20 protein-coding genes are annotated in these 26,291 nt (G+C 70.3%); 5 read left to right on the forward strand and 15 right to left on the reverse strand.

All coding sequences use genetic code 11. The features are described from left to right. Positions 1 to 6 precede the first annotated feature (6 nt). From WME95_RS18575 to WME95_RS18595, 5 genes are all read right to left on the reverse strand, one after another. On the reverse strand, positions 7 to 2,925 hold the full coding sequence (locus WME95_RS18575) for a biotin/lipoyl-containing protein (RefSeq protein ID WP_437909697.1): 2,919 nt from the start codon (positions 2,923 to 2,925) through the stop codon (positions 7 to 9). Positions 2,926 to 2,927: 2 nt separating this feature from the next. Next, positions 2,928 to 4,661 carry an acyl-CoA carboxylase subunit beta gene (locus WME95_RS18580; RefSeq protein ID WP_437909698.1) on the reverse strand — a complete coding sequence of 578 codons (1,734 nt, stop codon included), beginning with the start codon at positions 4,659 to 4,661 and terminating at the stop codon, positions 2,928 to 2,930. 244 nt (positions 4,662 to 4,905) lie between these two features. Continuing rightward, positions 4,906 to 6,252 carry an acetyl-CoA hydrolase/transferase family protein gene (locus WME95_RS18585; protein ID WP_437909699.1) on the reverse strand — a complete coding sequence of 449 codons (1,347 nt, stop codon included), beginning with the start codon at positions 6,250 to 6,252 and terminating at the stop codon, positions 4,906 to 4,908. A 103-nt stretch (positions 6,253 to 6,355) separates the two neighbouring features. Then, entirely contained in the window at positions 6,356 to 6,766 is a 411-nt protein-coding gene (locus WME95_RS18590) for a CBS domain-containing protein (RefSeq protein ID WP_437553323.1), read from the reverse strand. Positions 6,767 to 6,859: 93 nt separating this feature from the next. After that, a complete protein-coding gene (locus WME95_RS18595) occupies positions 6,860 to 7,651 on the reverse strand; it encodes a CBS domain-containing protein (RefSeq protein WP_437909700.1) in 792 nt (263 codons plus the stop codon). A gap of 406 nt (positions 7,652 to 8,057) precedes the next feature. Between WME95_RS18595 and WME95_RS18600 the strand changes: the two genes are divergently transcribed. Further along, a complete protein-coding gene (locus WME95_RS18600) occupies positions 8,058 to 8,732 on the forward strand; it encodes a universal stress protein (protein ID WP_437909701.1) in 675 nt (224 codons plus the stop codon). A 170-nt stretch (positions 8,733 to 8,902) separates the two neighbouring features. Next, entirely contained in the window at positions 8,903 to 10,198 is a 1,296-nt protein-coding gene (locus tag WME95_RS18605) for a sialate O-acetylesterase (protein ID WP_437909702.1), read from the forward strand. A gap of 211 nt (positions 10,199 to 10,409) precedes the next feature. Here WME95_RS18605 and WME95_RS18610 read toward each other — a convergent pair whose 3' ends face one another. After that, a complete protein-coding gene (locus WME95_RS18610) occupies positions 10,410 to 12,254 on the reverse strand; it encodes a hypothetical protein (protein ID WP_437909703.1) in 1,845 nt (614 codons plus the stop codon). A gap of 825 nt (positions 12,255 to 13,079) precedes the next feature. Here WME95_RS18610 and WME95_RS18615 point away from each other — a divergent pair. Next, positions 13,080 to 14,072, forward strand: coding sequence for a latent transforming growth factor beta-binding protein (locus WME95_RS18615; protein WP_437909704.1), 993 nt, complete (start codon positions 13,080 to 13,082; stop codon positions 14,070 to 14,072). Positions 14,073 to 14,185: 113 nt separating this feature from the next. Continuing rightward, positions 14,186 to 15,328, forward strand: coding sequence for an aromatic ring-hydroxylating oxygenase subunit alpha (locus WME95_RS18620; RefSeq protein WP_437909705.1), 1,143 nt, complete (start codon positions 14,186 to 14,188; stop codon positions 15,326 to 15,328). A 44-nt stretch (positions 15,329 to 15,372) separates the two neighbouring features. On the opposite strand, the gene WME95_RS18625 is transcribed toward WME95_RS18620, so the two are convergent. Then, positions 15,373 to 16,281, reverse strand: a complete 909-nt coding sequence (locus WME95_RS18625) for an SGNH/GDSL hydrolase family protein (RefSeq protein WP_437909706.1) — start codon at positions 16,279 to 16,281, stop codon at positions 15,373 to 15,375. 526 nt (positions 16,282 to 16,807) lie between these two features. Between WME95_RS18625 and WME95_RS18630 the strand changes: the two genes are divergently transcribed. After that, positions 16,808 to 17,626: a hypothetical protein gene (locus tag WME95_RS18630; RefSeq protein WP_437553340.1), complete on the forward strand. Its 819-nt coding sequence runs from the start codon at positions 16,808 to 16,810 to the stop codon at positions 17,624 to 17,626. A 108-nt stretch (positions 17,627 to 17,734) separates the two neighbouring features. Here the strand turns inward: WME95_RS18630 and WME95_RS18635 are convergent, their stop codons facing one another. The 8 genes from WME95_RS18635 to WME95_RS18670 all read right to left on the reverse strand — a co-directional run bounded on the left by WME95_RS18635 (position 17,735) and on the right by WME95_RS18670 (position 26,276). Continuing rightward, complete coding sequence (locus WME95_RS18635) at positions 17,735 to 18,058, reverse strand: type II toxin-antitoxin system RelE/ParE family toxin (protein WP_437909707.1); 324 nt, start codon at positions 18,056 to 18,058, stop codon at positions 17,735 to 17,737. Next, positions 18,055 to 18,297: an addiction module protein gene (locus WME95_RS18640; RefSeq protein WP_437909708.1), complete on the reverse strand. Its 243-nt coding sequence runs from the start codon at positions 18,295 to 18,297 to the stop codon at positions 18,055 to 18,057. Before WME95_RS18640 ends, WME95_RS18635 begins: the two co-directional genes overlap by 4 nt. A gap of 89 nt (positions 18,298 to 18,386) precedes the next feature. Further along, positions 18,387 to 19,580: a zinc-binding metallopeptidase family protein gene (locus tag WME95_RS18645; protein WP_437909709.1), complete on the reverse strand. Its 1,194-nt coding sequence runs from the start codon at positions 19,578 to 19,580 to the stop codon at positions 18,387 to 18,389. Positions 19,581 to 19,830: 250 nt separating this feature from the next. After that, positions 19,831 to 19,980 carry a hypothetical protein gene (locus tag WME95_RS18650; RefSeq protein WP_437909710.1) on the reverse strand — a complete coding sequence of 50 codons (150 nt, stop codon included), beginning with the start codon at positions 19,978 to 19,980 and terminating at the stop codon, positions 19,831 to 19,833. 121 nt (positions 19,981 to 20,101) lie between these two features. Then, entirely contained in the window at positions 20,102 to 22,486 is a 2,385-nt protein-coding gene (locus WME95_RS18655) for a family 43 glycosylhydrolase (protein ID WP_437909711.1), read from the reverse strand. Positions 22,487 to 22,654: 168 nt separating this feature from the next. Further along, complete coding sequence (yjfF, locus tag WME95_RS18660) at positions 22,655 to 23,704, reverse strand: galactofuranose ABC transporter, permease protein YjfF (RefSeq protein WP_437553348.1); 1,050 nt, start codon at positions 23,702 to 23,704, stop codon at positions 22,655 to 22,657. Next, positions 23,701 to 24,759: an ABC transporter permease gene (locus tag WME95_RS18665; RefSeq protein ID WP_437909712.1), complete on the reverse strand. Its 1,059-nt coding sequence runs from the start codon at positions 24,757 to 24,759 to the stop codon at positions 23,701 to 23,703. The genes yjfF and WME95_RS18665 overlap by 4 nt, the downstream gene beginning before the upstream one ends. Beyond that, positions 24,756 to 26,276: a sugar ABC transporter ATP-binding protein gene (locus tag WME95_RS18670; RefSeq protein WP_437909713.1), complete on the reverse strand. Its 1,521-nt coding sequence runs from the start codon at positions 26,274 to 26,276 to the stop codon at positions 24,756 to 24,758. The genes WME95_RS18665 and WME95_RS18670 overlap by 4 nt, the downstream gene beginning before the upstream one ends. Between the last annotated feature and the right edge of the window lie 15 nt (positions 26,277 to 26,291).

A 26,291-nucleotide genomic window follows, 5' to 3' on the forward strand; every position in this document is an offset into this window, starting at 1 on the left:
GCGGCCTCAGGGGCCCTCGGCGTCGAAGATCGCGTCGACGTACCGCCGCGTCGCCTCGCGCCGGCGGCGCGCGCGCTCGGCCGAGTCCTCCTCCACGAGCACCTCGTCGGGCTTCACGCGGAAGAGCGGCTGGCCCTTCTGCACGATCGTCCCCTCGCCGCCGTCGATGAGCACCTCCTCGATGGTGCCGGAGCACGGCGCGAGCACCTTGTTGAACATCTTCATGACCTCGATCACGTAGAGCGGATCGCCCGCGGCGAAATGGCTGCCCTTCGTCACGAGCGGAGGCCGATCCGGCGCCTCCTGCGCATAGAACATGCCGCCGGTGACCGCCACGATCTCGTTGGCCCGCATGGCGGGCGGCGGCGCGAGCACCTTGCGCATGCGGGCCGAGAGCTCGCGATCGAGCAGGCGCTCGGGGATGTCGACCGTGCCGTCCTCCCGCGCGCGGAGCTCGAAGAAGCGCGCGGCGTCGCCCGCGAGGACCAGCGCGTCGAGGAGCTCAAGGCCCGCCTGGAAGCCGAGGTGCGAGCCGCGGACCCGCCGCCACAGCTCGGCGTCGTAGCCCTGAGGCGCTGTATCCCGGGACAGGTGCGCTCGCAGCTCGGGCCACGAAGGCGCGCCGCCCGCCTGGCCCATCCGCTCGCCGACGCGCCGGTAGAAGCCGAGCGCCCGCGAGAGCACCTCCTGGTCGTGATCCCAGATCACATGGGCCGCGGGCGCCTGCGGCTGCGGCGTCATGTTGAGCAGCCAGTACGTGTCCGCGAGCACCTCGATCGGGTTCTTGAGCCAGCGCACCCGCCCCGACCGGATCTCGAACGACCCCATGTTCCGGCTGAGCCACGCCGACAGCAGGTGCGGCTCCGCGCAGATCTTCTCCACGGGACGGCGCACCAGCGTGTCCTTCAGCGTGAAGACCTTCTTCAACGCGCCTGCGCCGGTCGCCTCCGCGGCCCCGGCCCGCGCCGCGAGGCGGCGCTCGTGACGGGCGCCGAGCTCGGCCCACATCGCATCGAAATCGAGCTCCCCGAGCTCCACCGCGAGCAGGCCGACCTGCGTGATGTAGGGGACCACGAAGCGCGTCGTCGGCTTCGTCCACACGCTCCGCGCGAGGAACCAGTGCACGAGCCCGTAATGGAACAGGAGGTTCGTGTGAAGATCGCTGCCGCGCAGCGTGGTCGTGCGCAGGATCTCGCAGATCCGCTGGTAGGCCTCCTCGCGCGAGGCGCCGTAGGTCACGAGGAGCGCGATGTTGCTGTCGTAGGCGCCGGCGACCCGGTAATGCATGAACACCCCCGTGTCGGGGTTCTTCACGCAGATGCCCTGATCGTCGCGGATCTCGTGCGGGTGCGGATCGCTCCAGGACACGATGATGCCGGCCGCGTGGGGCTCCAGCGCGCCGTTCGTCGCGTTGAGGCGCGCCTCCACCGCGGACCCTTCCCGCCGGACGCGGATCGGCCGGGGCAGCCGCTCGCCGTGGCGCGCGAGGAGGACCATGCACTCGACGAGCGAGGTCACCTCGAACGCGTCGGCCGGATCGGCCGGGTTCTCGAAGCGGAGGCCATAACAGAGCTCCGACACCCGGTGCTCGACCTGGATACGGGTGTTGACCTCCATGAAGTAGTGGTGATCCCCCTCGACGATGCACTCGAACGTCGAGGCCGAGTTCAGCCCGACCGCCTGCCCGAACCGCTCCGCCTCGGCCTCCATCCGGGCGAGCGACGCGAGCTCGCGCTCGAGCGACGCCGCGCGCGGCGCCTCGCCGGCCGCGCGCGCCCGCTCAATCGCCTCGAGCAGCCCCTCCTGCGTCATCGCCACCTCGAGCAGCTTCTGCTCGTGCATCTGCAGCGAGCAGTCGCGCCCGCCCAGCGCGACGCACCACGCGCCGTTGCCGATCAGCTGGATCTCGTTGTGCCGCGTCTCCTCGATGTTGAGCTCGAGCACGATGTTCTTGTTGTCGCCGACGCCCGCGGCCTTCACCTCCGCGAGGACCTCGCGCGCCAGCGCGGGGACCTTGGTCGCCCGCGCGCGCGCCGAGGCCTCGGGCTCCGCCGCGTCGGGCGCGATGCCGGCGAGGAGCCGCTGCCCCTTTCCGCCGCCGCCGCCGATGGCCTTGAGCCGGATCCGCCGCCCCGGGTGGCGGGCGAGCAGCTCGGCCGCGCCCCGCTCGAGCTCCTCGCAGAGCTCGTCGGTCGTGTAGAGATCCACGCGCTGCGCGTACGCCGCCGCGAGCAGGGCGTCCGCCGCCTCGGCGAGCGGGATCCCGTCGGCGAGCCCCGCGCCCGCGGCGCCCGCGCCGAGCAGCCCGCGCTCTGCCGCGGCCGCGCGCAGCGCCGCGTGATCGGGCCACTTGCGGAGCACGATCCGCCGGGTCGCGTCGTCGATGCCGGGCGTCACGCTGACCGCGGCCGCGAGCGCCGTCCGCTTCGCCTCGTCCTTGAGCCCGGCGGCGCGCTGCACCGACGAGCGCGGGCCGATGAAGACGAGCCCCGCCTCCTCGAGCGTGCGCACGAACTCCCCGTCCTCGGCCATGAAGCCGTAGCCCGCGAACACGTGCGTGTAGCCGCCGGCCCGGGCGATCGCGACGATCTCCTGCATCAGCTTGACGCGCTCGTCCTTGGTGGCGCCGGTATAGTCCTTCACGCGGTGCACGTGCGCCGGGTGGACGCAGCGCAGCTCCGGCGCCAGGGCGTGCGTGTAGACGATCGAGTCCTTCTCCGAGAGGAGGATGCCGTAATGCTCGATCCCCATCTGGGCGAAGACATCCATCGCCTCTTTCCGGATCGGGCCCCGACACACGATCAGCGGCCGCACGTCGTCGGCGGCGAAGGAGCGCGCCCACGCCGAGCTCGAGCGGCCGAGCCTGCGGTCGCGCACCACCCTCGGGTTGCGGTCGTAACCTCGCTTGGTCTCGAATCCGTCCATGATCAATGGAACTCCCGCTGAACACCGGTGAACGGCCCTGGCTGGTAGTGCCGCAGCAGGAACTCGAGGTTCTCTGCGATCACCGAGCGGAGCTCGCGCGGCATCACGAGCCGCGAGATGGAGCCCAGGCTGAGCCCCTCGCGCGGGTTCATGAGCTCCCGCTCGTACCGCGCGCTGAACTCGGCCTCTCTCGCCTTCAGCCACGCCGCGGCCTCGTCGCGGGCCTCCGCCTTCGCCTTGGCCTCGTCCAGGCCGCGGGCGAGCCGCTCCTTGACGCCGGCCTTCTCCCTGGCGCTCGCCTGCGCGCGCACCTTGCGGAGCTCGTCCTTGTAGACGAACTCCTTGCCGGCGGGGCCCATCACGGCGACGCGCGTCGTGGGGAGCGCGAGCACGACGTCCGCGCCCGTCGCGTAGTTGTTGAACGAGGCATAGGCGCCGCCGAACGCGTTGCGCACGAGCAGCAGGATGCGCGGGGTGCGCACGTCGATGATCGCGTCGAGCATGGCCCGGCCGGCCTGCACGATGCCCATCGCCTCTTGCTCCCTGCCCGGGAGGAACCCCGTGGTGTCCTCCATGAAGAGGAGCGGGATGTTGTAGAGGTTGCAGAAGCGGATGAAGCGCGCGTTCTTGTAAGCGGCCGCCACGTCGATCTGACCCGACGCGACAGCGCTGTTGTTCGCCACGAAGCCGACGACGCGCCCGCCGACCCGCCCGAACGCGGTGATCGTGTTGCGCGCGCGCTGCGGCTGCACCTCGAAGTAGTCGCCGTGATCGCAGATGCGCTGGATGATGATGTTGATATCGAGCGGCGTGTTGTAGCCCGTCGGCGACGAGATCGTCCTCCGGAGGAGCGTGTCGATCTCGGTCGTCTCCCGGCCCACCGGATCGCTCGTCCGCTGGAAAGGCGCGCTCTCGCGGTTGTTGCTCGGCAGGTAACCGAGCAGCCGGACGGTTGTGCGCAGCGCGCCCACCTCGTCTGGCACCGTGAGATCGGCCACCCCCGAGGCGCCGTGGACGCGCGGGCCGCCGAGGTCGTCGGGCGAGACCACCTCACCGAGGACCGATTTGACGACCGCCGCCCCGGTCAGGCCGAAGAACGTGCCGCCCGGCTGGATGACGAAGCTGCCCTGCCGCGGCAGGTAGGAGCCGCCGCCCGCGTTGAACCCGAACATGCACATGATGCTCGGGACCACGCCGCTGATCTTGCGCAGCGCCGCGAACGCCTCGGCGTAGCCGTCGAGCCCGCCGACGCCCGCGGGCACGTAGGCGCCGGCGCTGTCGTTGAGGCCGATGAGCGGGATGCCCCGCTCTCCCGCCAGCTGGAACAGCCGCGCGAGCTTGCGGCCGTTCGTCGCGTCCATCGACCCGGCGCGGACCGTGAAGTCGTGGCCGTACAGCGCCACGTCGCGGCTGCCGATGCGCAGGATCGCGGTGACCAGCGAGGCGCCGTCCAGGTTGGGCCCCCAGTTCTCGAAGACGACCCGCGGCGGCTCGGGCGTGAGCACCCGGATGCGCTCCCAGATCGTCATCCGGCCTTTGCCGTGCTGCCGGATGATGCTCTCCGGGCCCGCGGAGACATAGGGGCGCCTGCGGAGCTCCTCGGCCTCCCGGAGCGCCGCGTCGTACGCCGAGGCGGGCGCGGCCGGCGCCGAGGCGCCCTCGTCGAGCGGATCGTCGAGCGAGGGCACGAGGGCGGAGGGATTCACGGCGACATCGTTGTGATCAAGAGGGCTCATGGACGGGCGAGGCGCTCTATATCATGGTCATGGCAGGGTCCGGGGGCGCACCTCGCGCGCCCGGCGAGGCGCGCGCCGACGTGTGGGGCGCGCCGGCATGTGGGGCGCGCCGGCATGTGGGGCGCGCCGGCATGTGGGGCGCGGCACGGGGTGCTGGGCCGGGTCGCCGCGGCCACCTCGACCGGCTCGCGCGGCGCTCTCCGTCTGGACGCGGCGAGTCATGCGTGGCTGAGCCCGGCGCCCGTCAGGGGCAATCCGCGCGCGAGAGGACATGATCGCCGAACACATAGCGGCGCTGCTTGGCCGCGGCGAGCAGGTCGGCGCGGTGATCGGGGTGGGCGATCTCGATGAGCGCCAGCGCGCGCTCCCGGATGTTCCGGCCCCAGAGATCGGCGACGCCGTGCTCCGTCACCACGTAGTGCACGTCCCCGCGGCTCGTCACGATGCCGGCGCCCTGCTCGAACACCGGCTGGATCCGGCTGATCGTGCCGTCCTTCGCGGTGGACCGGAGCGCGATGATCGGCTTGCCGCCGGCGCTCCGCGCCGCGCCCCGGATGAAGTCGACCTGCCCCCCGATCCCGGAGAAGAAGCGGCCCATCAGCGTGTCGGCGGCGACCTGGCCCGTCAGATCGACGGCGAGGGCCGCGTTGATCGCGATCATCCTGTCGTTCCTCGCGATCGTCAGCGGATCGTTGGTGAAGGCGGACCCGCGCATCTCGATGACGGGGTTTTCGTGGGCCCAGGCGTAGAGGGCGCGGCTGCCGAGGAGGAACGAGGTCACGAGCTTCCCCGGCAGGAGGGTCTTCCTGCGGTTCGTGATGACGCCGCGCTGGACGAGATCCATCACGCCGTCGGAGAGCATCTCGGTGTGCACGCCGAGGTCGCTCCTGCCTCCCAGGGCGGCGAGCACGGCGTTCGGGATCTTGCCGATGCCGGTCTGGAGCGTCGCGCCGTCGGGCACGAGCGCCGCCACGTTGCGGCCGATGGCGCGGTCGACGTCGTCGAGCGGCTCGCTCGCGCGCTCGGGGAGCTCGCGGTCGACCGGGACGAGGTGGGTTATCCGATCCACGTGCAAGAACGAGTCTCCGTGGGTGCGGGGCATCCGCGGGTTGACCTCGGCGAGGACCACAGCCGCCGAGTCGACGGCGGCGCGGACGATATCGACGGAGACGCCGAGGCTGACGAAGCCGTGGGCGTCCGGGGGGCTCACCTGGATGAGGGCCACGTCGATGCCCACCCGGCCCGAGAGGATCAGGCTCGGGATCTCGGAGAGGAAGACCGGCATGAAGTCGGCTCGCCCCTCGTGGATCGCCTCGCGGACGTTCTGGCCGATGAAGAAGGCCGTGTGACGGAACCGCCGCTCGAGGCCGGGGCGGACATACGGCGCGGGGCCCTCGGTCATCAGGTGGACGATCTCGTTGCCGGCGAGGTGGTCGCCGGACTCCACCATGGCGTTCACGAGATCGGTCGGCTCCGCGGCGCCCGAGCCGACGAGGATGCGCCGCCCCGGGGGGATCGCGCGGATGGCCTCCTCGGCCGTCTTGATCTTGTCGCCGAAGCGCGATCGCCAGTCCGTGATCGTCTGCTGCATCGTGTGCCTTCTTCCGGTGTTCTTGGGTGGATGGACGGAGCGTGTTTGCCGGCGTCGGGGCGGGCGACGGCCGGCCGCGCCGTCACGCAGGTCGCGCCTCGGGTCAGGAGATCTCTCTCTCGGTGAGCAGGGCGGCCAGCACGGCCAGCGCGTCGGTCGTCGTGAAGACGCCGACGACCTGCGCGCCGCTCAGCACCACCGCCGATCCGTACTTGTGCTCGGCCATCTCGCGGACCACCTCGGAGAGCGGGGCGCTCGGCGCGACGGCGTAGGGGCACGGCGACATGGCCTCGCTGACGAGCAGATCGTCCCCCTCTCGCTCCTTGAGCGTCTCTATCCAGTAGATGTCCCGCTCGGAGAGGATGCCGACCAGCCGGCCGCCGCTCAGCACCGGCAGGTGCCGGATGCGATGTCCGCGCATGAGCGCGCGGGCGAGGCCGACCTTCTGATCGGCGCCGATCGAGTGGGGGCTCCGGGTCATGCAGTCCTGGATGCGAATGGTGGAAGAGCTCATGGTGCTTCCCCTGGCGCTGGACGTCCGCGATGAACGAGTCGGGCCGAGCGAACCGGCGCCCTTCGATCAAGCTCGGTTTGCCACGACATCTCCTCAGGCCCGCTTGCGCGCCGGCGGGATCAGGTACCCGCAGCACCGCCCGAACCACCGCAGCACGTCGAGCGACGACAGGATGCCGACGACCTTGCCGTCGTCCGCGACGACCGGCAGCCGGTGCACGCCCTCGTAGGCCATGAGCGACGCGGCCTGCCGGATGCTGGCGCTCTCGTGCAGCTGCACCACGACGGGCGTCATCACGTCGCGCGCGGTGACCCTGACGGGCTCGTAGACATGGAAGCCCTGATCCATCTCGAGCGGCGCGACCTCGTCCGACCGCGAGGCCACCCGCCGCGACTCCTCGGTGTCGCCGCGCTCCTCTGCTGCGCGGAGCACGTCGGCCCGCGACACCATGCCGACCGGCTTGCCCGCCGCGTCCACGACCGGCATCCCGCTGATCTCGTGGCGGACGAGCAGGGCCGTGATGTCGTCGAGGGAGACCTCCGATCGGATGCAGATGACGTCCTTGGTCATGATCTCCGCGAGCGGCGCCTCCGGATTCACGGCCACGTCGGCGCCCACGCTGCGCAGCGGAGCCGCTTCCCCCGTGCCCGGCGCCGCGTGGCTGGTGTGGCAGACGACCGACGTCGTGCGCGAGCTCTTGTCGAAGTGCAGCGCATGGAAGCGGCTGCACGACTCGCACTCGCGCGCCGCCATCGAACGCTCCCGCACCGGACAGTAGACGGTCGCCACGACCGATTCCTCGCCGTCGTCTCCAACGATGCGTGTGCTGCGGATCGTGTGGTGCCGGAGCTGGTGCTCTCCGCCGGTAGGTCCAAGGGTTGTCATCGTCGTCTCCCGTTCGCCTCTGCGTCCTTCGCTCGAGGTGTGCCGTGGGATGAGCACCGTTCGTGCCATGCACTCGAGATCCCGGGCGTGCGGCGGCGGCCCTGGTACGCCGCGGTCGCGTCTGCGCCTCCGCGCGCCGTTTGCGCCGCGGCGCAAACGGCTGCCGGCTCCCTCGCGAGGCGCCCGCCCGCAGCTCGCGGCGCGAGGAGCTCGCTCCCGGCCCGCGCGAAGCGTCCAGCGCGCGGGGAGAGCCCCGCTCGCGCGAGGGAGCCAGCGCGCGCGAAACCCTCCTCTCCGGCGCCCGGAACGCCTGGCATGCGGCGTGCTGAGTATTGGGCAAACGAGCAGATGGGTGGAGCGAGGCGACCGCGGGTCGGGGCCTCGCATGGAGGCTGAGGAGGCTGTCATGTCGAGCGCAAACGCAACGAATCGGTTCATCGTCGTCGTCGGGATCGACTTCTCGGAGCCGAGCAACCGTGCGCTTGATCAGGCGCTCGAGTCCGCTTGCTGTCGCGAGAACGCCGAGGTGCACGGGGTCTACGTCGAGCCCGAGAGCTGGGTCGGCGTCGGGCTCTCGCGGGCGCCCATGGTGGCCACCAGGCCCGACGTGGCGCTCCAGCAGCTCCAGCAGCGCGCGAGCGAGCGCGTGAGCGCCATGGGCAACAAGCTCGACGGGGGGCGGCTGAAGCGCGTCGTCGTGCACTTCCGCCGCGGGGATGCGGCCGAGAACATCGCCCAGCTCGCCGCCGACCTGGACGCCGACCTCGTGGTCGTCGGCTCGCACGGCTACCGCGGGCTCGAACGGCTGCTCCTCGGCTCGGTCGCCGAGCGCGTCTCCCGGCTCGCGCGCTGCCCGGTGTGGATCGTCCGGCCGAAGGATCACGCGACCGCCGGCCGGGTCCCCGAGATCGAGCCGCCCTGCCCGGAGTGCGTGAGGCACCGGCAAGAGACGGGCGGCGCAGCGCTCTGGTGCGCGCGCCACTCGGAGCACCACGTCCGGCCGCACCGCTACTCGTATGCGACCAACGGGGTCTACGCGGCGTCGAGCGCGGCTTACCAGTCGACGCCCGAAGCGACGTGATCGCGCGGCGAGCTCGACGGGGCCGCGCGTCTGTCATGCACACAAGCGCCCGATACGCGCCGTGAGGACGCGAGGCGAGCGCGATCCCGCCGCGTTGACGTTCGTTGACGCTCGTTGACGCTCGTTGACGTTCGTTGACGTTCCACCGCGCGCGGGGGATACACAGCGCCATGAAGCGGTCTTGCATCGCCCTGGCGGCTTTCGTGCTGTCCCTCTCCGCTCCCGCGATCGCGCAGCCGGTGAAGGTGTTCGTCCTCGCGGGCCAGTCGAACATGGTCGGCTACGGCGTGGGCCGCCAGCTCCCGGTCGAGCTCCAGAGCCAGCCGGACGTCTGGTACGACCACTACAACCCCGACGCGCGCGAGGGAGGGCCGTACGCCGCGGCGACGAGCGCCGACTGGGGGCCGCTCGAGCCGAAGGGCGAAGCCCGCCGCTACGGGCCCGAGATCACGTTCGGCCGCGCGATCGCCGCGGCGTACCCGGAGCACCGGATCGCGATCGTGAAGATGGCCCAGGGGGGCACCAACCTCGTCGATCACTGGGGGCGCGGCCTCGCGCCGGATCCCGAGGTGCTCTACAAATCGCAGCTCTACCACGCGCTCCTCGGCAAGCTGGACTCCGCGACGTACGAGGGCGACCGCGCCCTCCGTTATCCCGAGGAGGTGACGCGGCTCGACGGCGCCCTGGCGAGGCTCGAGTCGGAGGGGCACCCGTACGAGATCGCCGCGCTCGTCTGGATGCAGGGCGAGAACGAGGCGGGGTGGTCGGCCGCGTTCTCCTACGGCGATACGCTGCGCGGCTTCATCGCGGCGATCCGCGCGGACCTCGGCGTCCCCGGGCTCCCGGTCGTGCTCGGCAGGGTCAGCGACAACCTCTACCCCGCGAACGGCGGGCCCATCGCCGCCGGAAAGGAGGCGAACATCGACGCGGTGCGCGCGGCGCAGGTGACCGTGGCCGAGGAGGACCCGCGGGCCGCATGGGTCGACACGGACGACTTCACCGTGCGAGCGCCCGACGACGCGTATCACTTCGACTCCGCCGCGTACCAGCTCCTCGGCGAGCGCTTCGCCGAGGCGTACCTCGCGCTCGTCCGCGAGGAGGGCTCGTCGACCGCGTCGTCGGCGAGCAGCGCCGGGAGCGCGGCCGCAGGGGGAGGGGGCGCCACGGGAGGCGGCGCGACCGGAGATGGCGCCACGGCCGTATCGAGCGGGAGCACGGCGACGGCGGGCGGCGCCGGGAGCGAAGGCGAGGGCGGGAGCGGCGCCACGGCCGTATCGAGCGGGAGCGCGGCGGCGACGGGCAGCGCCGAGGCCGCGGCCAGCTCGGGCGGGGTCGCGCCCGGGAGCGCCGGCGGCTGCGGCTGCCGTACCGCCGCCGGCCAGGGCCCCGGGGCAGCGGCAGCGCTCGCGCTCGTCGCGCTCGCGGGCCTGCGCCGCCGCCGCTCGCGCGGGTACGGGCAGGGCTGAGCGCCGAGCGGCGCCTCGTGGAGAGCTGGTGGAGCGGGGAGGGGGCGCGCGCCGGCTGCGCCAGGAGTGGTGGAGCAGCCGCGCCGCGCTTCGTGGGAGAGGCCTCGTCGTCGCCTCACGGCGACGCGGAGGCTCATCGCTTCAGGGGAGCCGCAGGGGTCCGTCGTCAGGTCGTACGGACCAGCATGCGAGCCTGCCGGTCATCGGGTCATCATTGCGGGACGCAGCCGTTCGCCTCCGTGCACCCATAGCCGTCGCGGCAGTCGGCGTCCGTGTCGCACGCGTGGTTGCAGGTGTTGTCCACTGCGGCGCAGATGCCGCCCTCGGCGCAGTCGGCGTCCGTCTCGCAGTCGCCCGTGCAGGAGCCGCCAGGCCAGCCGCCGTAGCACATGCCGCTGATGCACTCGCTGTCGGCGGTGCAAGCGTCGCCGTCGGCGCTCTCGGCCGGCGCCGGGGGCGCCGGGAGGCAGCCCTCCGGCGTGCACATATAGCCCTCGCGGCAGTCGGTGTCCGTCTCGCACGCGCTGTTGCAGGTGTCGTCCGATGCGCAGATCCCGCCGCCGGCGCAGGGACTCGATGCGTCACAGTAGCCCGAGCAGTAGCCGCCGGGCCAGCCCCACTCCTCGAGGACGCAGAAGAGGCCGGCGCAGTCGCCGTCCGCCGTGCAAAGGTCACCGTCGGCGCCCTCGCCGGGCGGCGGGGCGCAGCGACCCACGTCCACAAGGCAGGTTGCACCCTCGCCCGTGCACTGAGCGTCGCTGGTGCAGGCCGGAGCGCAGAGCCCCTGGTCGCACCCATAGCCGTCGCGGCAGTCGGCGTCCGTGCCGCACTCGACGAGGCAGAAGCCTGCGTCGATGCAGGTGCCGCCGTCGCAGTCGCTGTCATCCTCGCATTCACCCGTGCAGAAGCCGCCCGGATAGCCGTCGACGGCCTCGGTGGCGCAGAGGTAGCCGCCGCACTGGGCGTCCGTCTCGCAAGCGCTGCCGTCCGGGAGGTAGCAGCCGCCGGACGCCTCGTGGCACGAGCCCACCTCCGTGCACTGATCATCGCTGGTGCAGCCCATCCAGCAGACCCCGTCGTCGCACGCATAGCCGTCGCGGCAGTCCGCCGACGTCTCGCACGCGGCCATGCAGATGGCGAGTGTCTGGCTCACCTGGGTGCAGACGCCGTCGCCACAGTCGTCGTCCGACAGACAGCCGGCGGTACAGTAGCCGGAAGGCCAGCCAGTATCGTCCTCCTCGAGGCAGATGTCGCTGGCGCACATCGCATCGCTGGCACAGGCAGCGCCGGGGCCACCGAGCTCGCCGCCGCCGGCGCCGGTGGTGGTGACCGCCGTCGTGGAGGTGACGCCGCCGCCGCCGTCGCCGCCAGCGCCCGTGGTGACCGAGGTCGTGGAGGTGACGCCGCCGCCGCCGTCGCCGCCAGCGCCCGTGGTGACCGAGGTCGTGGAGGTGACGCTGCCGCCGCCGTCGCCGCCAGCGCCGGTGGTGGCCGAGGTCGTGGAGGTGACGCTGCCGCCGCCGTCGCCGCCAGCGCCGGTGGTGGCAGCGCCCGAGGTCGACGAGGCGCTGCCGCCGCCGTCGCCGCCAGCGCCGGTGGTGGCAGCGGCCGAGGTCGACGAGGCGCTGCCGCCGCCGTCGCCGCCAGCGCCGGTGGTGGCCGCGGCCGAGGTCGAGGCCGCGCTGCTCGATGAGGCCGAGCTCGAGGTGGTGCCGCCGCCCGCACCGCCGCCGCCCGTGTCGCCGCCGCCGTTGCCGCCGTCGCCGCCTGCACCGCCGCCGCCCGTGTCGCCGCCGCCGTTGCCGCCGGTGCCGCCGTCGCCGCCGGTACCGCCGCCGCCCGTGTCGCCGCCGCCGTCGCCGCCGGTACCGCCGGTACCGCCGCCGCCCGTATCGCCGCCGCCGTTTCCTGACGTGCTGCTGGCCGAGGTGGCGCCTTCGCCGCCGGTGCCGCCGCCCGCACCCCCGCCGCCCCCAGTCCCGATGATCGTCGCGTCGTCGTCGCCGCACGCCGTCGTCATCAGTCCAAGAACGAAGAGACACACCAAAGATCGCATCTTCATCCGCTGCTCTCCAGCCGGTAGGGGTCCAGTGACGCGGCGCCGGCCGTCGGAGGCGAGGAGCCGCAGCGCGAACCGCGCGCACGCATCTTCTGTCGAAACGATGCGGATGCCAACGCCTCTTTACTCCTTCACGGCGCTTTCGGGCGGAGGGCGCCCGCGCAGTCCGCGTCCTACCTCGTCCACGCTCATCCTCGCCCCGGGCCAACGACGAACGCAGCAGCTTTTCGACGGCCGAGCGCGCGCGATTGTCGCGTCCGCTCCACGTTTGTGGAGCGCGTTTTGGAGGTCGCGACGCTCTCTTCTCCACTCGTTTTCACCCGTTGCACCCGTCCGGCGAGCCGTCCTTGCCGACCAGCGCGTTTCGCTTCTCAGCACCTTCCCGAGCCCGAGTGCACCTCCCGATGTCCGTGAGGTTTCGGGCGTCCGCTCCTCAGCTCGTTGGCAAGCCCGAGCGCATCGAGCGCACCTCCTGAGTTCGGTGAAGCGTTGGCCATTCCGCCCCTGTCGCCACGAGCGCAGCGGCGGCCGCTGCCCCGCCCGCTGTCGGCCCCAGCGTCGCCTCGCGACGCGTTGTCGGCCCCAGCTTCGCCTTGCGATGATTGACCGGTCGCCGCCGGGGCTGGTATAGGTAGCCGTTTTCTTTGAGTTGAATTTTTCAGTCACAGTCGAAGCGAAAGGCGGTCGAGCGCGGTGTGCGCAGGTGAAGGGTGCCCTGGTGCTTCCAGTGCCAGCCATGTCGTCTTGCCTTTGCCGCGTCGCGTCGGCGCCCTGCGCCTCGGCGGACGACCTCTCATTTCAGCCAGAGGATGAGGAGACCCCATGCGTGTCCGACACGTGATGATCACAGCAGCGATCGCCGGTCTGTTCGCGGCCTGCGCCAGCTCGGGGAGCGATGGTGGCAAGACCGAGCAGCCGGTCTACGGGACGGTCTGCGAGGCCCGCTGCGCCTGCGAGGACTGCTCTGGCGACGAAGAGGGCCTGTGTGAGGCCGAGGAGGAAGCCATCGCCAGGCGAGCCGAGGAGCGCTGCCAGGACGAGCACACGGCGTACATCGACTGTGTCAGGCTGGAGGGCCGGTGCGTGGACGGTCATCACCTGGCGGAGGTCTGCGACGTCCATGCGGCGGCCCTGATGGGCTGTCTCGATCCCACGGACCACTGCCCCAGCGCGGGTGATGGCACCTGCGACGAGCCCCAGGGCACCGGCAACTGCCCGGCTGGGACCGACCGCGCCGACTGCCTCTCTCACTGTCCCTCGACCGGCAACGGCACCTGCGACGAGCCCGAGGGCACGGGCCGGTGTCCGGAGGGCACGGACGTCGACGACTGCGAGCTCGCGCCGTGCGACCGCGTGCAGGACGGCGTCTGCGACGAGCCCGAGGGCACGGGCGAGTGCGAGGAGGGCACGGACGTCGCGGACTGCGCGGCGGGCGAGCCGTGCGATTCCACGAACAACGGCGAGTGCGACGAGCCCGAAGGCACCGGTCTCTGCGAGGAGGGCACGGACCTCGCCGATTGCAACGCCACCATGGCCTGCGACGACCTCGACGAGTGCGGCAGCGACACGAGCGGGTGCATCGGATGCGCGGTCCAGGGGAGCTGCGCCGATGAGCTCGATGCGTGCACCCTCGACGACGAGTGCCCCCGGTTCGCTCAGTGCGCCGTGACCTGCAGGGACGGGGACGACGCCTGCTTCACCGCGTGCATCGACAAAACTCCGGATGGCGCGGAGCTCTATCTCAACTACGACAGATGCGTGAACTGCGATGAGTGTTATTACTCGTGCGGCAACGCCAGCATCCGCGGGTGCTGATCCGGGGCTCATCCCAGCGCTGCGGGGGGATGAGCCTGCTTGATCGACGGACCGTTCGCGGGCTCTCGGCCCGCGCCGCCCTCCGCGCCCTCGTTCTGGTAACATCGCCCGTCTTGCCGGAGCTCCCTCTCACCCCCGCCGATCTCGACGCGGTGCTGGCGCCGCTCCCCAGCGCCCGGCCGCTGCCCGCGCGCGCGTACTGGGACGAGGACGTCTTTGCCTTCGAGCAGGCCGAGATCTTCGGGCGCTCCTGGCTCTGCGTCGGCCGCGAGGACGAGATCGCCCGCCCGGGAGAGTGGCTGCTCGCCCCCCTCACGCCGGCGGGCGTCGTCGTCCTCCGCGGCGCCGATCTGGAGATCCGCGCGTTCCACAACGTCTGCCGCCACCGGGCGGCGACGCTGCTCGACGGCCCGTGCGGCCGCCTCGCGCACCTCGAGTGCCCGTACCACGGCTGGACCTACGAGCTCTCCGGCGCGCTGCGCGCCGCGCCCCACGCGCCGCCCGGCTTCGACCGCGGCGCGCACGGGCTCCTCCCGGCGCGCGCCGGCGCCCTCTTCGGCTTCCTCTTCGTGACGCTCGATCCCGGCGCGCCGCCGCTCGAGAGCGCGATCGGCGAGGCGCCTCCCTGGCTCTCGCGCCCCGGGCTGCGCTCGCTCCGGCGGGGCAGGCGGGTGGAGTACGAGGTCGCCGCGAACTGGAAGCTCTGCGCGGAGAACTTCCAGGAGTCTCACCATTTCCCGCGCGTACACCCCGCGCTGGAGCGGCTGACCCCGTGCGACGACGCCGTGTCCTGGGGCCGGGGCGGCCCGTGGCTCGGCGGTGTCATGGACCTCGCGCCCGGTGCCGACACCGTCTCGACGAGCGCGGCGCCCGGCGCGCGGCCGCTCATCGTCCCCGAGGCGGAGCGGCGGCGCGTGCGCGACGCCATGCTCTTCCCGGGCCTGCTCACGAGCCTCCAGCCCGACTACCTGCTCACGTACCGGCTCGCCCCGCGCGCGCCCGACCGGACGCTCGTGATCGCCGACACATACTTCCACCCCGCGGCGTTCACGAAAGGCTTCGATCCGGGCGACGTGTTCACCTTCTGGGACGCTGTGAACCGGGAAGACCGCGCCATCTGCGAGCGGCAGCAGCGCGGGATCCGCGCGCCCGGCTACGCGCCGTCGACCTACGCCATGGTGGAAGACGGCGTCCACGCCTTCGACGGCATGGTCGCGCGCAGGTACCTCTCGGCGCTCCGCGCGGGGACGGCGTGAGCGAGCGCTGCGGCCGGCGTGGTCGCCGGTAGATCGGTCTCCGGTTACTGCGCGACGCAGTTCTCCTTCATCACTTCCCAGACTGCATCTCCGGTGGCGATGCTACCGGCAGAGGTGGGGTGGATTCCGTCTTGCGTATACTCGTTGTGTCCGTTCCAGGTCGGACGAAGGTCCAACCAGTAACACTTCGGCGCCGTGAGCCCGTCGCACAACGCCTTCATCTTCGGCCGGAGCGTGTCGAGGCAGCTCTTGAGCGACGAGAAGTTGTTTCCGATGGGGTCGGGATAGAAGAAATAGACCACCTTCTCGACGTTGTCCTTCTCCATGGTCTCGAACAGCGACTGCGCCGCCGCGAGGGCCCCGTCGCCGTCCCCTCTCAACAAGCAGTCGTTCCCGCCGCCATCCATCAGCACGTACTTGATCATGCCGTTCTCCGCGGCCTTGCGGTACTGGCTGGGGATCTGATCGTTGGCGAGCGTCGTGCCGCTGACGGAGTTGTCGATGTAGCGGTCGTTCTGGGCGAGGGAGCCGTTGGCCTTGGCCTGCTTCTCGATCTGCTGCGTGATGCCGTGAGTCGCGGCGATGAACGATTCTCCGATGACCGCGACTTGATTCCCCTTGGTCTGGCCCTTGACGCACTCGCCCGGTTCACCGCCCGTGCCGACCGTCTCTCCTCCGCTGGCCGAGCTGCTGGCCTCCGCGGTGCTTGCGCTGCTGCTGCTGCTGCTGCTCGAGGTGCTCCCGGCTGTCGCGCCTCCGGCGCCGGTCGTGGCCGCACCGCCCGAGCCGACCGTGGCCGTGGTCTCCGCGCTGCTGGAGGTGGTCTCGTCAGGGGCGCCTCCGCCGGCCGAGGACGTACCACCGTCATTGGCCTCACCGCAGGCCCAGATGCCGATGCTCAGGAGACCGAGAACGCTCAGTTTCGTAGCGACGTAGGAACGTGTCGACCTCATTTTTTTTCTCCAGTGTCCGCTTGGCGCCGAGGTTTCAAGCGGCGAAAGCCACTCATTGCCTTGTATTGACGATTCAGCCATGCATCGAAGGGCCGCGTTCGACCGATGCAGGTGACTGCCACGACGTCGTACCCAAGCCGGCTGACGCGATGTATAGGCATACTCGCCTATGCCTCGATGCGAGACGTCACGGCCATATTGGTGGATTGAACAATTCGGGCGAGAGTCGAATTCGGTGTCTGCGCCACGGCCCATCCTTCTGGGAGGCCCCCGAGGCGTTCGGTCCCGAGCGCTCCACGCCCGAGCCCGGCTCCCCGCCCGTGCTGGTTCACGCCAGGCTTCGATCCGGGCCACGTGGGCGCCTCCTGGGACGCCGCGAACCGGGAGGACCGCGCCATCTGCGCGCGCCGGCAGCGCGGGATCCGCGCGCCGGGCCGCGCCCCGTCGACCTGCGCCCTGGTGGAGGACGGCGCCCACACGTTTGACGGCATGGTCGCGCGCGGGTACCGCTCGGAGCGAGGACGGCATGAGCAAGCTCTGCGGCCTGTGGGGCCGCCCCTACATCGACCTGTCGCCGCTGATCGACGCCGCGTGCTTCCCCGAGCTCGATCGCGAGATCGTGCGCGGCCTCTGCCGCGTCGAGCCCTCGTACACCGGCGGCAGCCTGAAATGGATGGGCGTGGTCGCGCCCTGGGTGCGCGACGACCCGTACGTGGATTACGGGGAGGTCATCGGGGGCTTCTCGCGCGACGAGTTCTGCGACTTCATCGCGCTCGGCGATGACCCGTCCGCCTTCGATCCCGACCGGCGGCGCGAGTACACGTTCGGAGACGAGACGGATCACCCGCTCACGCGGGCGCAGATGCTGTACCTGAAGTACCGCTACGGCGTCTATTTCCCCTGGAAGGTCTGCTATCATCTGCTCGAGAACGATCGCTGGGAAGACAAGCACTCTGGCGCGGGCAAGGACTTTTCGGCGGAGGCCAGGGCGACGTTCCCCCGGACGGTCGAGTTCATCCGGGGCCTGCCGTTCGTCGAGATCGGGCGGTGCGTGATCTTCGGCCTCGAGGCGAACGATCATGCGCCCGCGCACCGGGACACCGAGCCTGGGAGCGCGATCGGCGCGGCGCAGTCCATCTCGTTCGACCCGCGCGGCGACAAGCGGTTCTATGTCTGTGACAGGGCAGGGGAGGAGCGCACGGTCGTCCGCGCGCCCATCTACTGGTTCAACGACATGGATTACCACGGGGTCGAGCCGGACCCGTTCTTCCGGTACTCGATCCGCGTGGACGGCGTGTTCAAGCCGGAGTTCGTGAAGCAGCTCCAGCGCCTGTACGGGCGGTAGGTGCGGGCGAGGGAGCAGCCGCGTACCACCGCGAGCCTGTGGCGGAGGCGACGGGAACATACCGCCGCGAAGCGCGGCGCATTGCCAACCGCTTCCTGGAAGGCGGCCTCAGGGCGCCTCCAGGCTGGGCAGCCTCGCGCGCCAGTATCCCGGCCTTCGCTGTCCGTGCGCGATGGCGAGCACGACAAGGGTCTTGTCATGCACCAGGTACGGAAGAGAAAAGGGGAATCGTTGCAGGACGAACTTGCGAATCGGGACGGAGGTCGTGAGCCCCTGCCAGCGGGGCCACGCCTCGGGATGCTCGCGGATTGATGCTACCGCTCGGGCGACCTCGGCGACGAAGTCCAGCCCCAATCCCGGCTGCCGGCCCTCGTACCACTCCGCCGCGGCCGTGAGCTCCTCGCGCGCTTCGCGGTGGTAGTGCGCCTTCACCGGCGAGTGGCGGCGAGCCGCGCGGCGAGTTGTTCATGGACGAGGTCCGCGTCTTCCAGCTCGGCCAGTCCGGAAAGGACCTCGTCCGCCCGACGCTCGATCTCAGCCGTCCAGCGCCCCTCGACCTCCGTCTCTGCCGGGTCGTCCAGGCTGGCGAGGATCTCGTGCGCGAACTGTGCGCGGACGGATGGCGGGAGCCGCAGGATCTTGGCCAGTAGATCGCTCTCATGCTGCGACATGGTGCACTGTGGAGCTTAGCACGAGCGTGGCACCGGGCGCACCTCACAGGGGTCGCTCGGCTGCGGGAGCCGTGCCGGGATAGGATCTTCTATGGCACCGCGGCAGCCGCGGGCGGCGTAGCGGCAGCCGCGGGGGGAGCGCCGTTCACCACGAGGTGGATGAACTGCAGCTTCGCCACGGCGGGGCGCGGCAGCACGAACGGGTAAAAGTCATGCTGGCCCATGCTGCGCGACATCTCGTTGAGCACGGCCGTCAGCTCCACCCAGGCGTTCAAGAAGCCCAGGAAGGTCTCGGCCCCTCGGTCGTCCGGCCGCCACAGCGCGTCCGCGCCCCATGGCTCGACGTCGAGCTCCACATCATCGGCCTCGATGCCGAAGCTGAGGGCCGTATCGACGGTGTCGACCATGTGGAGATAGTGGGCCCAGGTCTCGGCCCAGTCTTCCCACGGGTGCATGCTGGCGTAGGCGCTGACGAAGCGCTCGGGCCAGTCCGCCGGCGGCCCCTGCTCGTAGTTGGCCTTCAGCGCGGCGGCGTAGTCCTGCTGCTCGTCGCCGAACAGCTCCCGGAACGGGGCCAGCCACCCGGTGCCCTTCACCAGGCGGTCCCAGTAATAATGGCCGACCTCGTGGCGGAAATGCCCGAGCAGCGTGCGGTAAGGCTCGCGCATCGCGGCGCGGGTGCGCTCGCGTGTGGCGTCGTCCGCCTCCTCGATGTTCAGCGTGATCACGCCGTCGGCGTGGCCGGTCATCACCCTGGGCCCGTCGGGCGGCGAGGCGAGGAAGTCGAAGCAGAGGCCGCGCTCCGGATCCTCGCCGATCTTGGACTTCACCGGCAGGTTCAGCGCCAGGAGCTGCGACACGAGCCGTCGTTTGGCCGTCTCGAGCAGCCGCCACTGCGCCTGGTGCTCGGCGACGGAGAGATCTGGAATGGTGCGGTTGAGCCGGCACGCGGCGCAGAGCGCGGGCGCCTCCGCCGCCGCCGGTATCAGCCAGTTGCAGCCCGACGCCAGGTCGAAGTTGCCGCAGCGCCTGTAGAGCTGCGGCGCGTCCGCCGTGTCGTGCCCTATCTGCCACGTACCCTCGGTCGGGCCGGCCTTGAGCGGCAGGACCTGGGCGCGATCGGGCTCGTAGCCGAGCGGCGTCTTGCAGGCGAGGCATTCGCTGTTGCGGAAGAACACCGGCCTTTGACACTGGCAGCGGTAAGCGCGCGGGGCGGTGGGCTGCTTGGTCCGCTTCCAGGCGCTGCGCAGGCGCGCGATCAGACTGTCAAAGCGATTGGTCATGGTGGGTTGAGCGGCCTCGATCGTGTCGGCCTCAGCTCACGATCGCAAGCTTCGCAAGTTGTATGCCAGGCTTCTGGCTCGGCGCTCGCGACACGGGCAGGACCTAACGTGCCGTGGACGGACGTCGCGAAGTGTCTCGGTGTGGCAACAATGCCGGCGACCCGACCCAGGTTGAGCGCTTCAGTCCGACCCGGGTTGGGAATCGACCCCCCGCCTCCCCGGCGCTTGCACTGCTGCTGCGCGCGCCTCGCTACGTCGTCGCGCGGTAGCTCTCCGGCGGCCCCAGGTAGCTCGGCTTGAGCCCGCCCGTGTCCACCACGAGCTTGCCTGGCACGGCGAGATCGGCAGGCCCGTCGGCCCCGAGCGCGCCGGCTCCGGCGGGCGTACGGGGCCGCGCCACACTTCTTGGAGGTTCAGGTCCAGCCGCAGCTTCCTCGCTGCTCGCGGCCGTCAGGCCGGCCGGGAAGGGGGCGGCCGCCGGCGACTCCGCCGGCGGCTTTGCCACCCGGTGGCGGGCAAGGTCAGTTGGTGGGCACGAAGCGCAGCGATGCGAGGCGCACGAGCTCGCCCTGGCCGCCCTTCACCTTCAAGTAGACCTCGTGCGTGCCCGACGTGGGCGCCACGTTGCACGTCGTCGTCGTCCACTTCTCCCAGCCGTCCGTACCGGGGAGGGCGCAGGTGCCGATCCTCTCGCCGCCTGCCAGCGGATCGATCCAGACCTCCACGGTGCCGCCGGCCCCGGCGCTCGAGGCCTCCAGCGCGATCGCCTTCGACTTCACACCCCCGCTGCCGAGGTCGACGCTCCCGAACATGGCCCAGTCGCCGTTCTCCAGATCACCCAGCACCGGTCCCGCCGACGTGCTCGACACGACCTGGGCGCCGGACTGCTGGTCCGCCTCCGCGGCCGGGATCGGGGTGAATCCGTCACGATAGGTGAACAGGTCGAAGTAGGCACGGCTATTGGTCGCGAACATGCCGGCCTGGTTGCCAATCCAGGTGTGAGCCATGGCATAGAACCCGTCGAGCGTGGAGACGTCGATCTCGGTGCCTACCTGGGTCCATTCGACTCCATCCGTGCTGAACCAGCCCGTGGCCTTGTGCTCGGAGCGGACCAGCTTCAGCCAGACCGCTTTCCCGGCGGGTGCGGGGACCGACGCGCCCACCACGACCGGCTCGGCAAGCTCGGTGTACGCAGCCCCCGCCTCGGCCGGGGCCTGCACCGAGCGCGACCGGAAGGAGAAGCGAATCATGTCCTCCTCGCCCTCCATGACCCGCGCCACCGAGACGTCCATGATGGCGGGGAGCCTGAACTTCTCGCTGTCGTTCATCCACGTCGGGCAGGAGAGCACCTGCTCGTCCTGCCAGTAGCCGTTGCCCACGCGGATGCCGGCCGCGTCCCCGTCGGCCGCGGGCGCGAACTCGACCTTCGCGACCATGCTGCTCGAGTGCAGCGCGTCCTTCTGAACGACCCACGTGGTCTCTCCGGTACCCGGCGTGATCCGCAGCCACCCCGGGCGATCCACCACCGAGTACTTGTCCTCCGACGCGCCGTAGGTGGTCCACGCGGGGTCGATCGTGGCCGACGAGAAATCGTCGTTCACGGGCAGCAGGAAGGGCACGCCGCTCTGCGGCAGCTTGGGCGCGGGCAGATCGCCCTTCTTGGTCGGGTAGTGCGGGACCGGGATCGTCTTCCCGTCCACCTCTTGGTCGACCCAGGTCACCTCCAGCAGCAGCCCCTCGCGGCCAAGCCCCTGCCAGTCGCCGTTCTTCGAGGTCTTTGTGTCGTCGGTGCCCACGTTGCTGCAGTCGTACGAGTGGGCAAAGGCCCACCACGAGCCGTCCTCCAGCGCGATCGGCGACGTGGTGTGCTGGACGCCGGCGTACGGCTCCTCGCCGGTAAGGACGTAGCCGAGCCACGTCCAGTCCTCGGGGGTGCTGCCGACCAGCTTCTTCGACGCCCAGGCGTGCAGCTGGCCGCCGCAGGCCGTGTGCGTCGAGACGAAGTAGTAGTACCAGTCGCCGCGCTTGGCCATCGTCGGCCCCTCGGCCCACTTGCTCCAGTCAGGATTCGTGAAGTCGCCGCAGCCGCCGGTCTCCTGATCCCAATTGATGAAGCTCATGTCGATGCTCGACTCGGGCAGCAGCATCCCGGTCTTGGGATCGATCTCCGTGACCAGGTTGATGCCGAAGTCGTTGGGGTGCTCCGCGTCCCACTTGCACAGACCGTTCTTGATGATCATGTACGTCTTGCCGCTGTCGGGATCGACGAACACGGAATTGTCGGAGCCGGTCCCTCGTTCGTACGAGATCTCGCTGCCGGGCGGCGTGTAGGGGAAGATGTCGACCTTGGTGGGCTCTGACCACGGGCCCTCGAGGCTCGGCGCCGAGGAGAAATGCTGGGTGGCCCCGATGGAGTAATAGACCCGGTACACATCGCCGGCCTTGACGATGAAGCCGCCCCAGGTGCCCTGGCCCGGGCCGAGCTGCGCCTCCAGCGCGGGAGCGGTGGAGTGGACCACCCGGTTCATGCGCTCCCAGTGAAGGAGATCCGTCGAGCGCAGGATCTCGAAGGCGGGCATCATGTGGAAGTTCGACCCGACCAGGTAGAAGTAGTCGCCTTCCCGGTAAATGTTCATGTCCGGGTGATCACCGGGCAGAACGGGGTTCTGGTAGGTCGTCACCTCGAAGGCCGCGTCGCCGTCGCCGCCCGCCCCACCGCCGCCGGCGTTCGGAGAGCCACCCGCGCCGCCGTCGCCGCCGGAGCCGCCGTCGCCGCCGCCGTCGCCGCCAGTTCCACCTCCCGATCCGCCCTGACTTGAGGAGCTTGTCGAGGTAGGTCCGGACGAGGTGCTAGATCCCGCCGGGCTGGGATTGGGCTCGTCCGAGCCGCACCCGATCGCGATCAATCCAACGAAAGTGACAATCCCTGCTGCATAAGAGCGCACGATGACCTCTCAGTTCCTTGTTGTGGACCCTTGAATTCCCGAGGGCGTCCGAAATGATCAATGAACGGGCACGAAAGTGCCTATCGGAGCCACTCGGACCCTGGCGGAATGCACTTCATCCCCGTCGTGTCACGCCGTACGGGCGCGCCGCTCGAAGAGCCGCTGGAGCAGGCAGGCGACCAGGAGGAGCAGGCCGATGACGATCTTGGTCCACCAGGAGCTGAGCGTGCCCTCGAACATGATGAGGGTCTGGATGGTGCCGTAGATGAGCACACCGAACAGGGTGCCGACGACCGTACCATGGCCGCCGGTCAGCAGGGTGCCGCCGATGACGACGGCGGCGATTGCGTCCATTTCCATTCCGCCGGCGTGCAGCGCGTAGCCGGACACCATGTAGAACGTGAAGGCGACGCCCGCCAGCGCCGAGCAGAACCCGCTCAAGGTATAAATGAGCACCTTGGTCCGTGGCACCGGCAGGCCCATGAGCAGGGCGGATTGTTCGCTGCCGCCGATCGCGTAGACCGTGCGGCCGAAGCTCGTGTAGTGGGCGATGTAAATGGCCGCGGCGAACAGCGCGAGCGCGATGACCACGTTCCAGGTAATCGAGGTGTCGAACAGGAACGGAATGCGGTGCGACGAGACGTCGACGTAGAAACCGTTGCGGATCGTGATGGAGTCGATGCTGATGAGGTAACAGAGCCCGCGCGCCAGGAACATGCCCGCCAGCGTGACGATGAAGGGCTGCACCTTGAAGTACTGGATGACGACCCCCATCACGAGGCCGATGGCCGAGCCCATGGCCAGCACGAGCGGGATGACCACGGCAGGGCTCACGCCGTGCTTCTCGACGAGCGACGCCGAGACCATCGTGGTCAGCGCGATGACCGAGCCGACCGAGAGGTCGATCCCGCCGGAGAGGATGACGAAGGTCATCCCGATGGCGGTGATCAAGAGGAACGCATTGTCGATGAAGAAGTTGAGGAACACCTGCAGCGAGAAGAACCCGTTGAACAGGTACGACCCGGCCGCGAACATGAGCACGAACAGGCTGCTGGTGACCGCGAGCGGCAGGTGCCTCGGGTCGATCCGGACGGCGCGCCCGGTCGCGGCGGTGGTGCCGCTCCGTCCGGGCGCGGCGATGGTGCCGCTCCGTCCGGTCACGGCGGCGGTGTCGATCATGGTGTGACCAGCCTCCTCGTCCGTTGCTTTGCGATGAGATCCCTGACCTTCTGCGACTGCAGGATGGTGATCAGGAAGACGACGAGCGCCTTCACCACCAGGTTGACCTCCGGGGGCACGCCGGCGGAGTAGATGGTGGTGGTGAGCGTCTGGATGATCAGGGCGCCGACGACGCTCCCCGCCAGCGTGAACTTGCCCCCGGAGAGCGACGTCCCGCCCAGGACCACGGCCAGGATGGCGTCGAGCTCGAAGAGGAGGCCCGCGTTGTTCCCGTCGGCGCTCTTGACGTTCGAGCTCACGATGAGCCCGGCGATGCCGGCGCACAGGCCGCACACGGCGTAACAGGCGAAGGTGATCGTGCGCGCGCGGATCCCGGCCAGCCGCGAGGCGACCGGGTTCACGCCGATCGCCTCGATGAACATCCCGAGCGCGGTCTTGCGGGTCAAGAGCCAGACGACGGCGCTCACGCCCGCCACGATGAACAGCGAGACCGGGATCCCGAGGAGGAAGCCGTTCCCGATGACGTGATACGGGCTGTAGTAGATGGTGATGATCTGGCCGCCCGTGATGAGCTGGGCGATGCCTCGCCCCGTGACGAGCAGGATCAGGGTCGCGATGATCGGCTGCATGCCGAAGATCGACACCAGCGTGCCGTTCCACATGCCGAGCGCCAGCGCCACGCCCAGCGCGCTCCAGAGGACGATCGGCAGCGGGACACGCGTCGCGTCCACCATGCCGGTCCCGCCGCTCGGCGAGAGCTCGCCGCCGATCAGCACCGCCGCGACCGCGCCAGAGATGGCCACGACCGCGCCGACGGAGATGTCGATGCCGCGGGTGGCGATCACCAGGGTGAGCCCCATGGCGATGATCATGAGCGGCGACGCGCGGTTCAGGATGTCGATGACGCTGCCGTAGAGGTGGCCGTCCTTGACCGTGATCGCGAAGAACTGCGGATTGCTGACGAGGTTGAACAGAAGGAGGGAGCCGAGCATCGCCAGCGGCCAGAACGCGTTCCCGCTGGCGAGCCGGCGCAGGGAGGCGGCGGCCGCGCTCACGGCTGACCTCCCGCGATGATCTGGTAGACCGCCTGCTCGTCGGTCTTGTCCGTGGCGAGCTCCGCCACCTTGCGCCGGTCGCGCAGGACGACGACCTGGTCCGAGTAGCGCAGCGCCTCGGCCATCTCCGAGGAGACGAGCACCACCGCCATGCCCCGATCGCAAAGCTCCATGACCTTGCCCATGATTTCGCCCTTGGCCGCCACGTCGATGCCGCGGGTCGGCTCGTCGAGGATGAGCATGCGCGGATCGGTCACCAGCCAGCGCGCCAGGAGCGCCTTCTGCTGGTTGCCGCCGCTCAGCTTCGAGATGGGCACCTCCGCGTCGGCGGCCACGATGCCGAGCCGCTCGATGTAGCGGCTGGCGATGTCGTCCTGCTCGTCCCGGGACAGGTTGCGGAAGATGCCGCGCTTGGCCTGGAGAGCGACGACGATGTTCTCGCGCAGCGAGAGGTCGCCGAGGATCCCCTCGACCTTCCGGTCCTCGGGGCAGAAGCCGAGGCCGCGCGCGATCGCGTCGAGCGGCGAGCCGATGCGCGCCGGCTCCCCGTCGATCTCGATGGATCCCTGGTCCGCCCCGTCGAGCCCGAACAAGAGCCGCACCGTCTCCGTCTTTCCGGCGCCTAGGAGCCCGGCGAGGCCGAGCGCTTCGCCGCGCTGCACGTCGAGATCGACATCGCTGACGGAGCCCTTCTTGCCGAGCCCTCGCGCCCGCAACAGGGGCGCTTGCCCGCCCGCCGACGGCGCCCGCGCGCGCTCGGCCCGGGTCGGACCGTCCTCCGCGACCTCGCGCCCGACCATCCGCGTGACGAGCTCCATGCGCGACAGCTCGGCGGCCGGCGTCTCGCTGACCAGCTGACCGTTCCTCAGCACCGTGATCCGGTCGGAGATCTCGAACACCTGGTCGAGGAAGTGCGAGATGAACAGGATCGCCATCCCCTGCGCCTTGAGCCGCTGGATGACCGAGAAGAGCGTCTTCACCTCGTCCTCGGCCAGGCTCGAGGTCGGCTCGTCGAGGACGAGGATCTTCGCCTGGGCGCAGATCGCGCGGGCGATCGCGACGAGCTGCTGCACGGCGATCGAGAAGGTCGAGAGCGGCGCGGTGACGTCGACGTGGATGTTGAGGTCCGAGAGCAGGGCGCTCGCCTTCCGGCGCATCTCCCCCCACCGGATCGCGAAGACGCCGGCGTCCTCGCGCCCGAGGAAGATGTTCTCGGCCACGGAGAGGTTGGGGCAGAGGTTCACCTCCTGGAACACGGCGCTGATGCCGAGCGCCTGCGCGTCCTGCGGGCTCGAGGGCCTGATCTCCCGGCCCTCGAGCAGGATCTGCCCGTCATCCGGGGGGTGGACGCCGGTCAGGACCTTGACCAGCGTCGATTTGCCCGCGCCGTTCTGCCCCATGAGCGTGTGCACCTCCCCGGGCAGCATCCGAAAATCCACGGAAGAGAGCGCCTGTACGCCAGGAAATCCCTTGGAGATCCGCTTCATCTCGAGCACGGGCACGGCTCCGCTCTGCATCGCTCACGTCCTCCC

The organism is Sorangium sp. So ce327, from assembly GCF_051530205.1.
GTDB lineage: Bacteria > Myxococcota_A > Polyangia > Polyangiales > Polyangiaceae > Sorangium > Sorangium cellulosum_B.

Excerpts from the sequence above, each read along its gene's own strand:
- WME95_RS18640 (WP_437909708.1), bottom strand. The coding sequence starts at position 18,297 with ATGTCGCAGCATGAGAGCGATCTACTGGCCAAGATCCTGCGGCTCCCG.
- WME95_RS18630 (WP_437553340.1), top strand. The coding sequence starts at position 16,808 with ATGAGCAAGCTCTGCGGCCTGTGGGGCCGCCCCTACATCGACCTGTCG.
- WME95_RS18590 (WP_437553323.1), bottom strand. The coding sequence starts at position 6,766 with ATGAGCTCTTCCACCATTCGCATCCAGGACTGCATGACCCGGAGCCCC.
- WME95_RS18645 (WP_437909709.1), bottom strand. The coding sequence starts at position 19,580 with ATGACCAATCGCTTTGACAGTCTGATCGCGCGCCTGCGCAGCGCCTGG.
- WME95_RS18585 (WP_437909699.1), bottom strand. The coding sequence starts at position 6,252 with ATGCAGCAGACGATCACGGACTGGCGATCGCGCTTCGGCGACAAGATC.
- WME95_RS18575 (WP_437909697.1), bottom strand. The coding sequence starts at position 2,925 with ATGGACGGATTCGAGACCAAGCGAGGTTACGACCGCAACCCGAGGGTG.
- WME95_RS18595 (WP_437909700.1), bottom strand. The coding sequence starts at position 7,651 with ATGACAACCCTTGGACCTACCGGCGGAGAGCACCAGCTCCGGCACCAC.
- yjfF (WP_437553348.1), bottom strand. The coding sequence starts at position 23,704 with ATGATCGACACCGCCGCCGTGACCGGACGGAGCGGCACCATCGCCGCG.
- WME95_RS18610 (WP_437909703.1), bottom strand. The coding sequence starts at position 12,254 with ATGCGATCTTTGGTGTGTCTCTTCGTTCTTGGACTGATGACGACGGCG.
- WME95_RS18605 (WP_437909702.1), top strand. The coding sequence starts at position 8,903 with ATGAAGCGGTCTTGCATCGCCCTGGCGGCTTTCGTGCTGTCCCTCTCC.
- WME95_RS18615 (WP_437909704.1), top strand. The coding sequence starts at position 13,080 with ATGCGTGTCCGACACGTGATGATCACAGCAGCGATCGCCGGTCTGTTC.
- WME95_RS18625 (WP_437909706.1), bottom strand. The coding sequence starts at position 16,281 with ATGAGGTCGACACGTTCCTACGTCGCTACGAAACTGAGCGTTCTCGGT.
- WME95_RS18580 (WP_437909698.1), bottom strand. The coding sequence starts at position 4,661 with ATGAGCCCTCTTGATCACAACGATGTCGCCGTGAATCCCTCCGCCCTC.
- WME95_RS18670 (WP_437909713.1), bottom strand. The coding sequence starts at position 26,276 with ATGCAGAGCGGAGCCGTGCCCGTGCTCGAGATGAAGCGGATCTCCAAG.
- WME95_RS18600 (WP_437909701.1), top strand. The coding sequence starts at position 8,058 with ATGTCGAGCGCAAACGCAACGAATCGGTTCATCGTCGTCGTCGGGATC.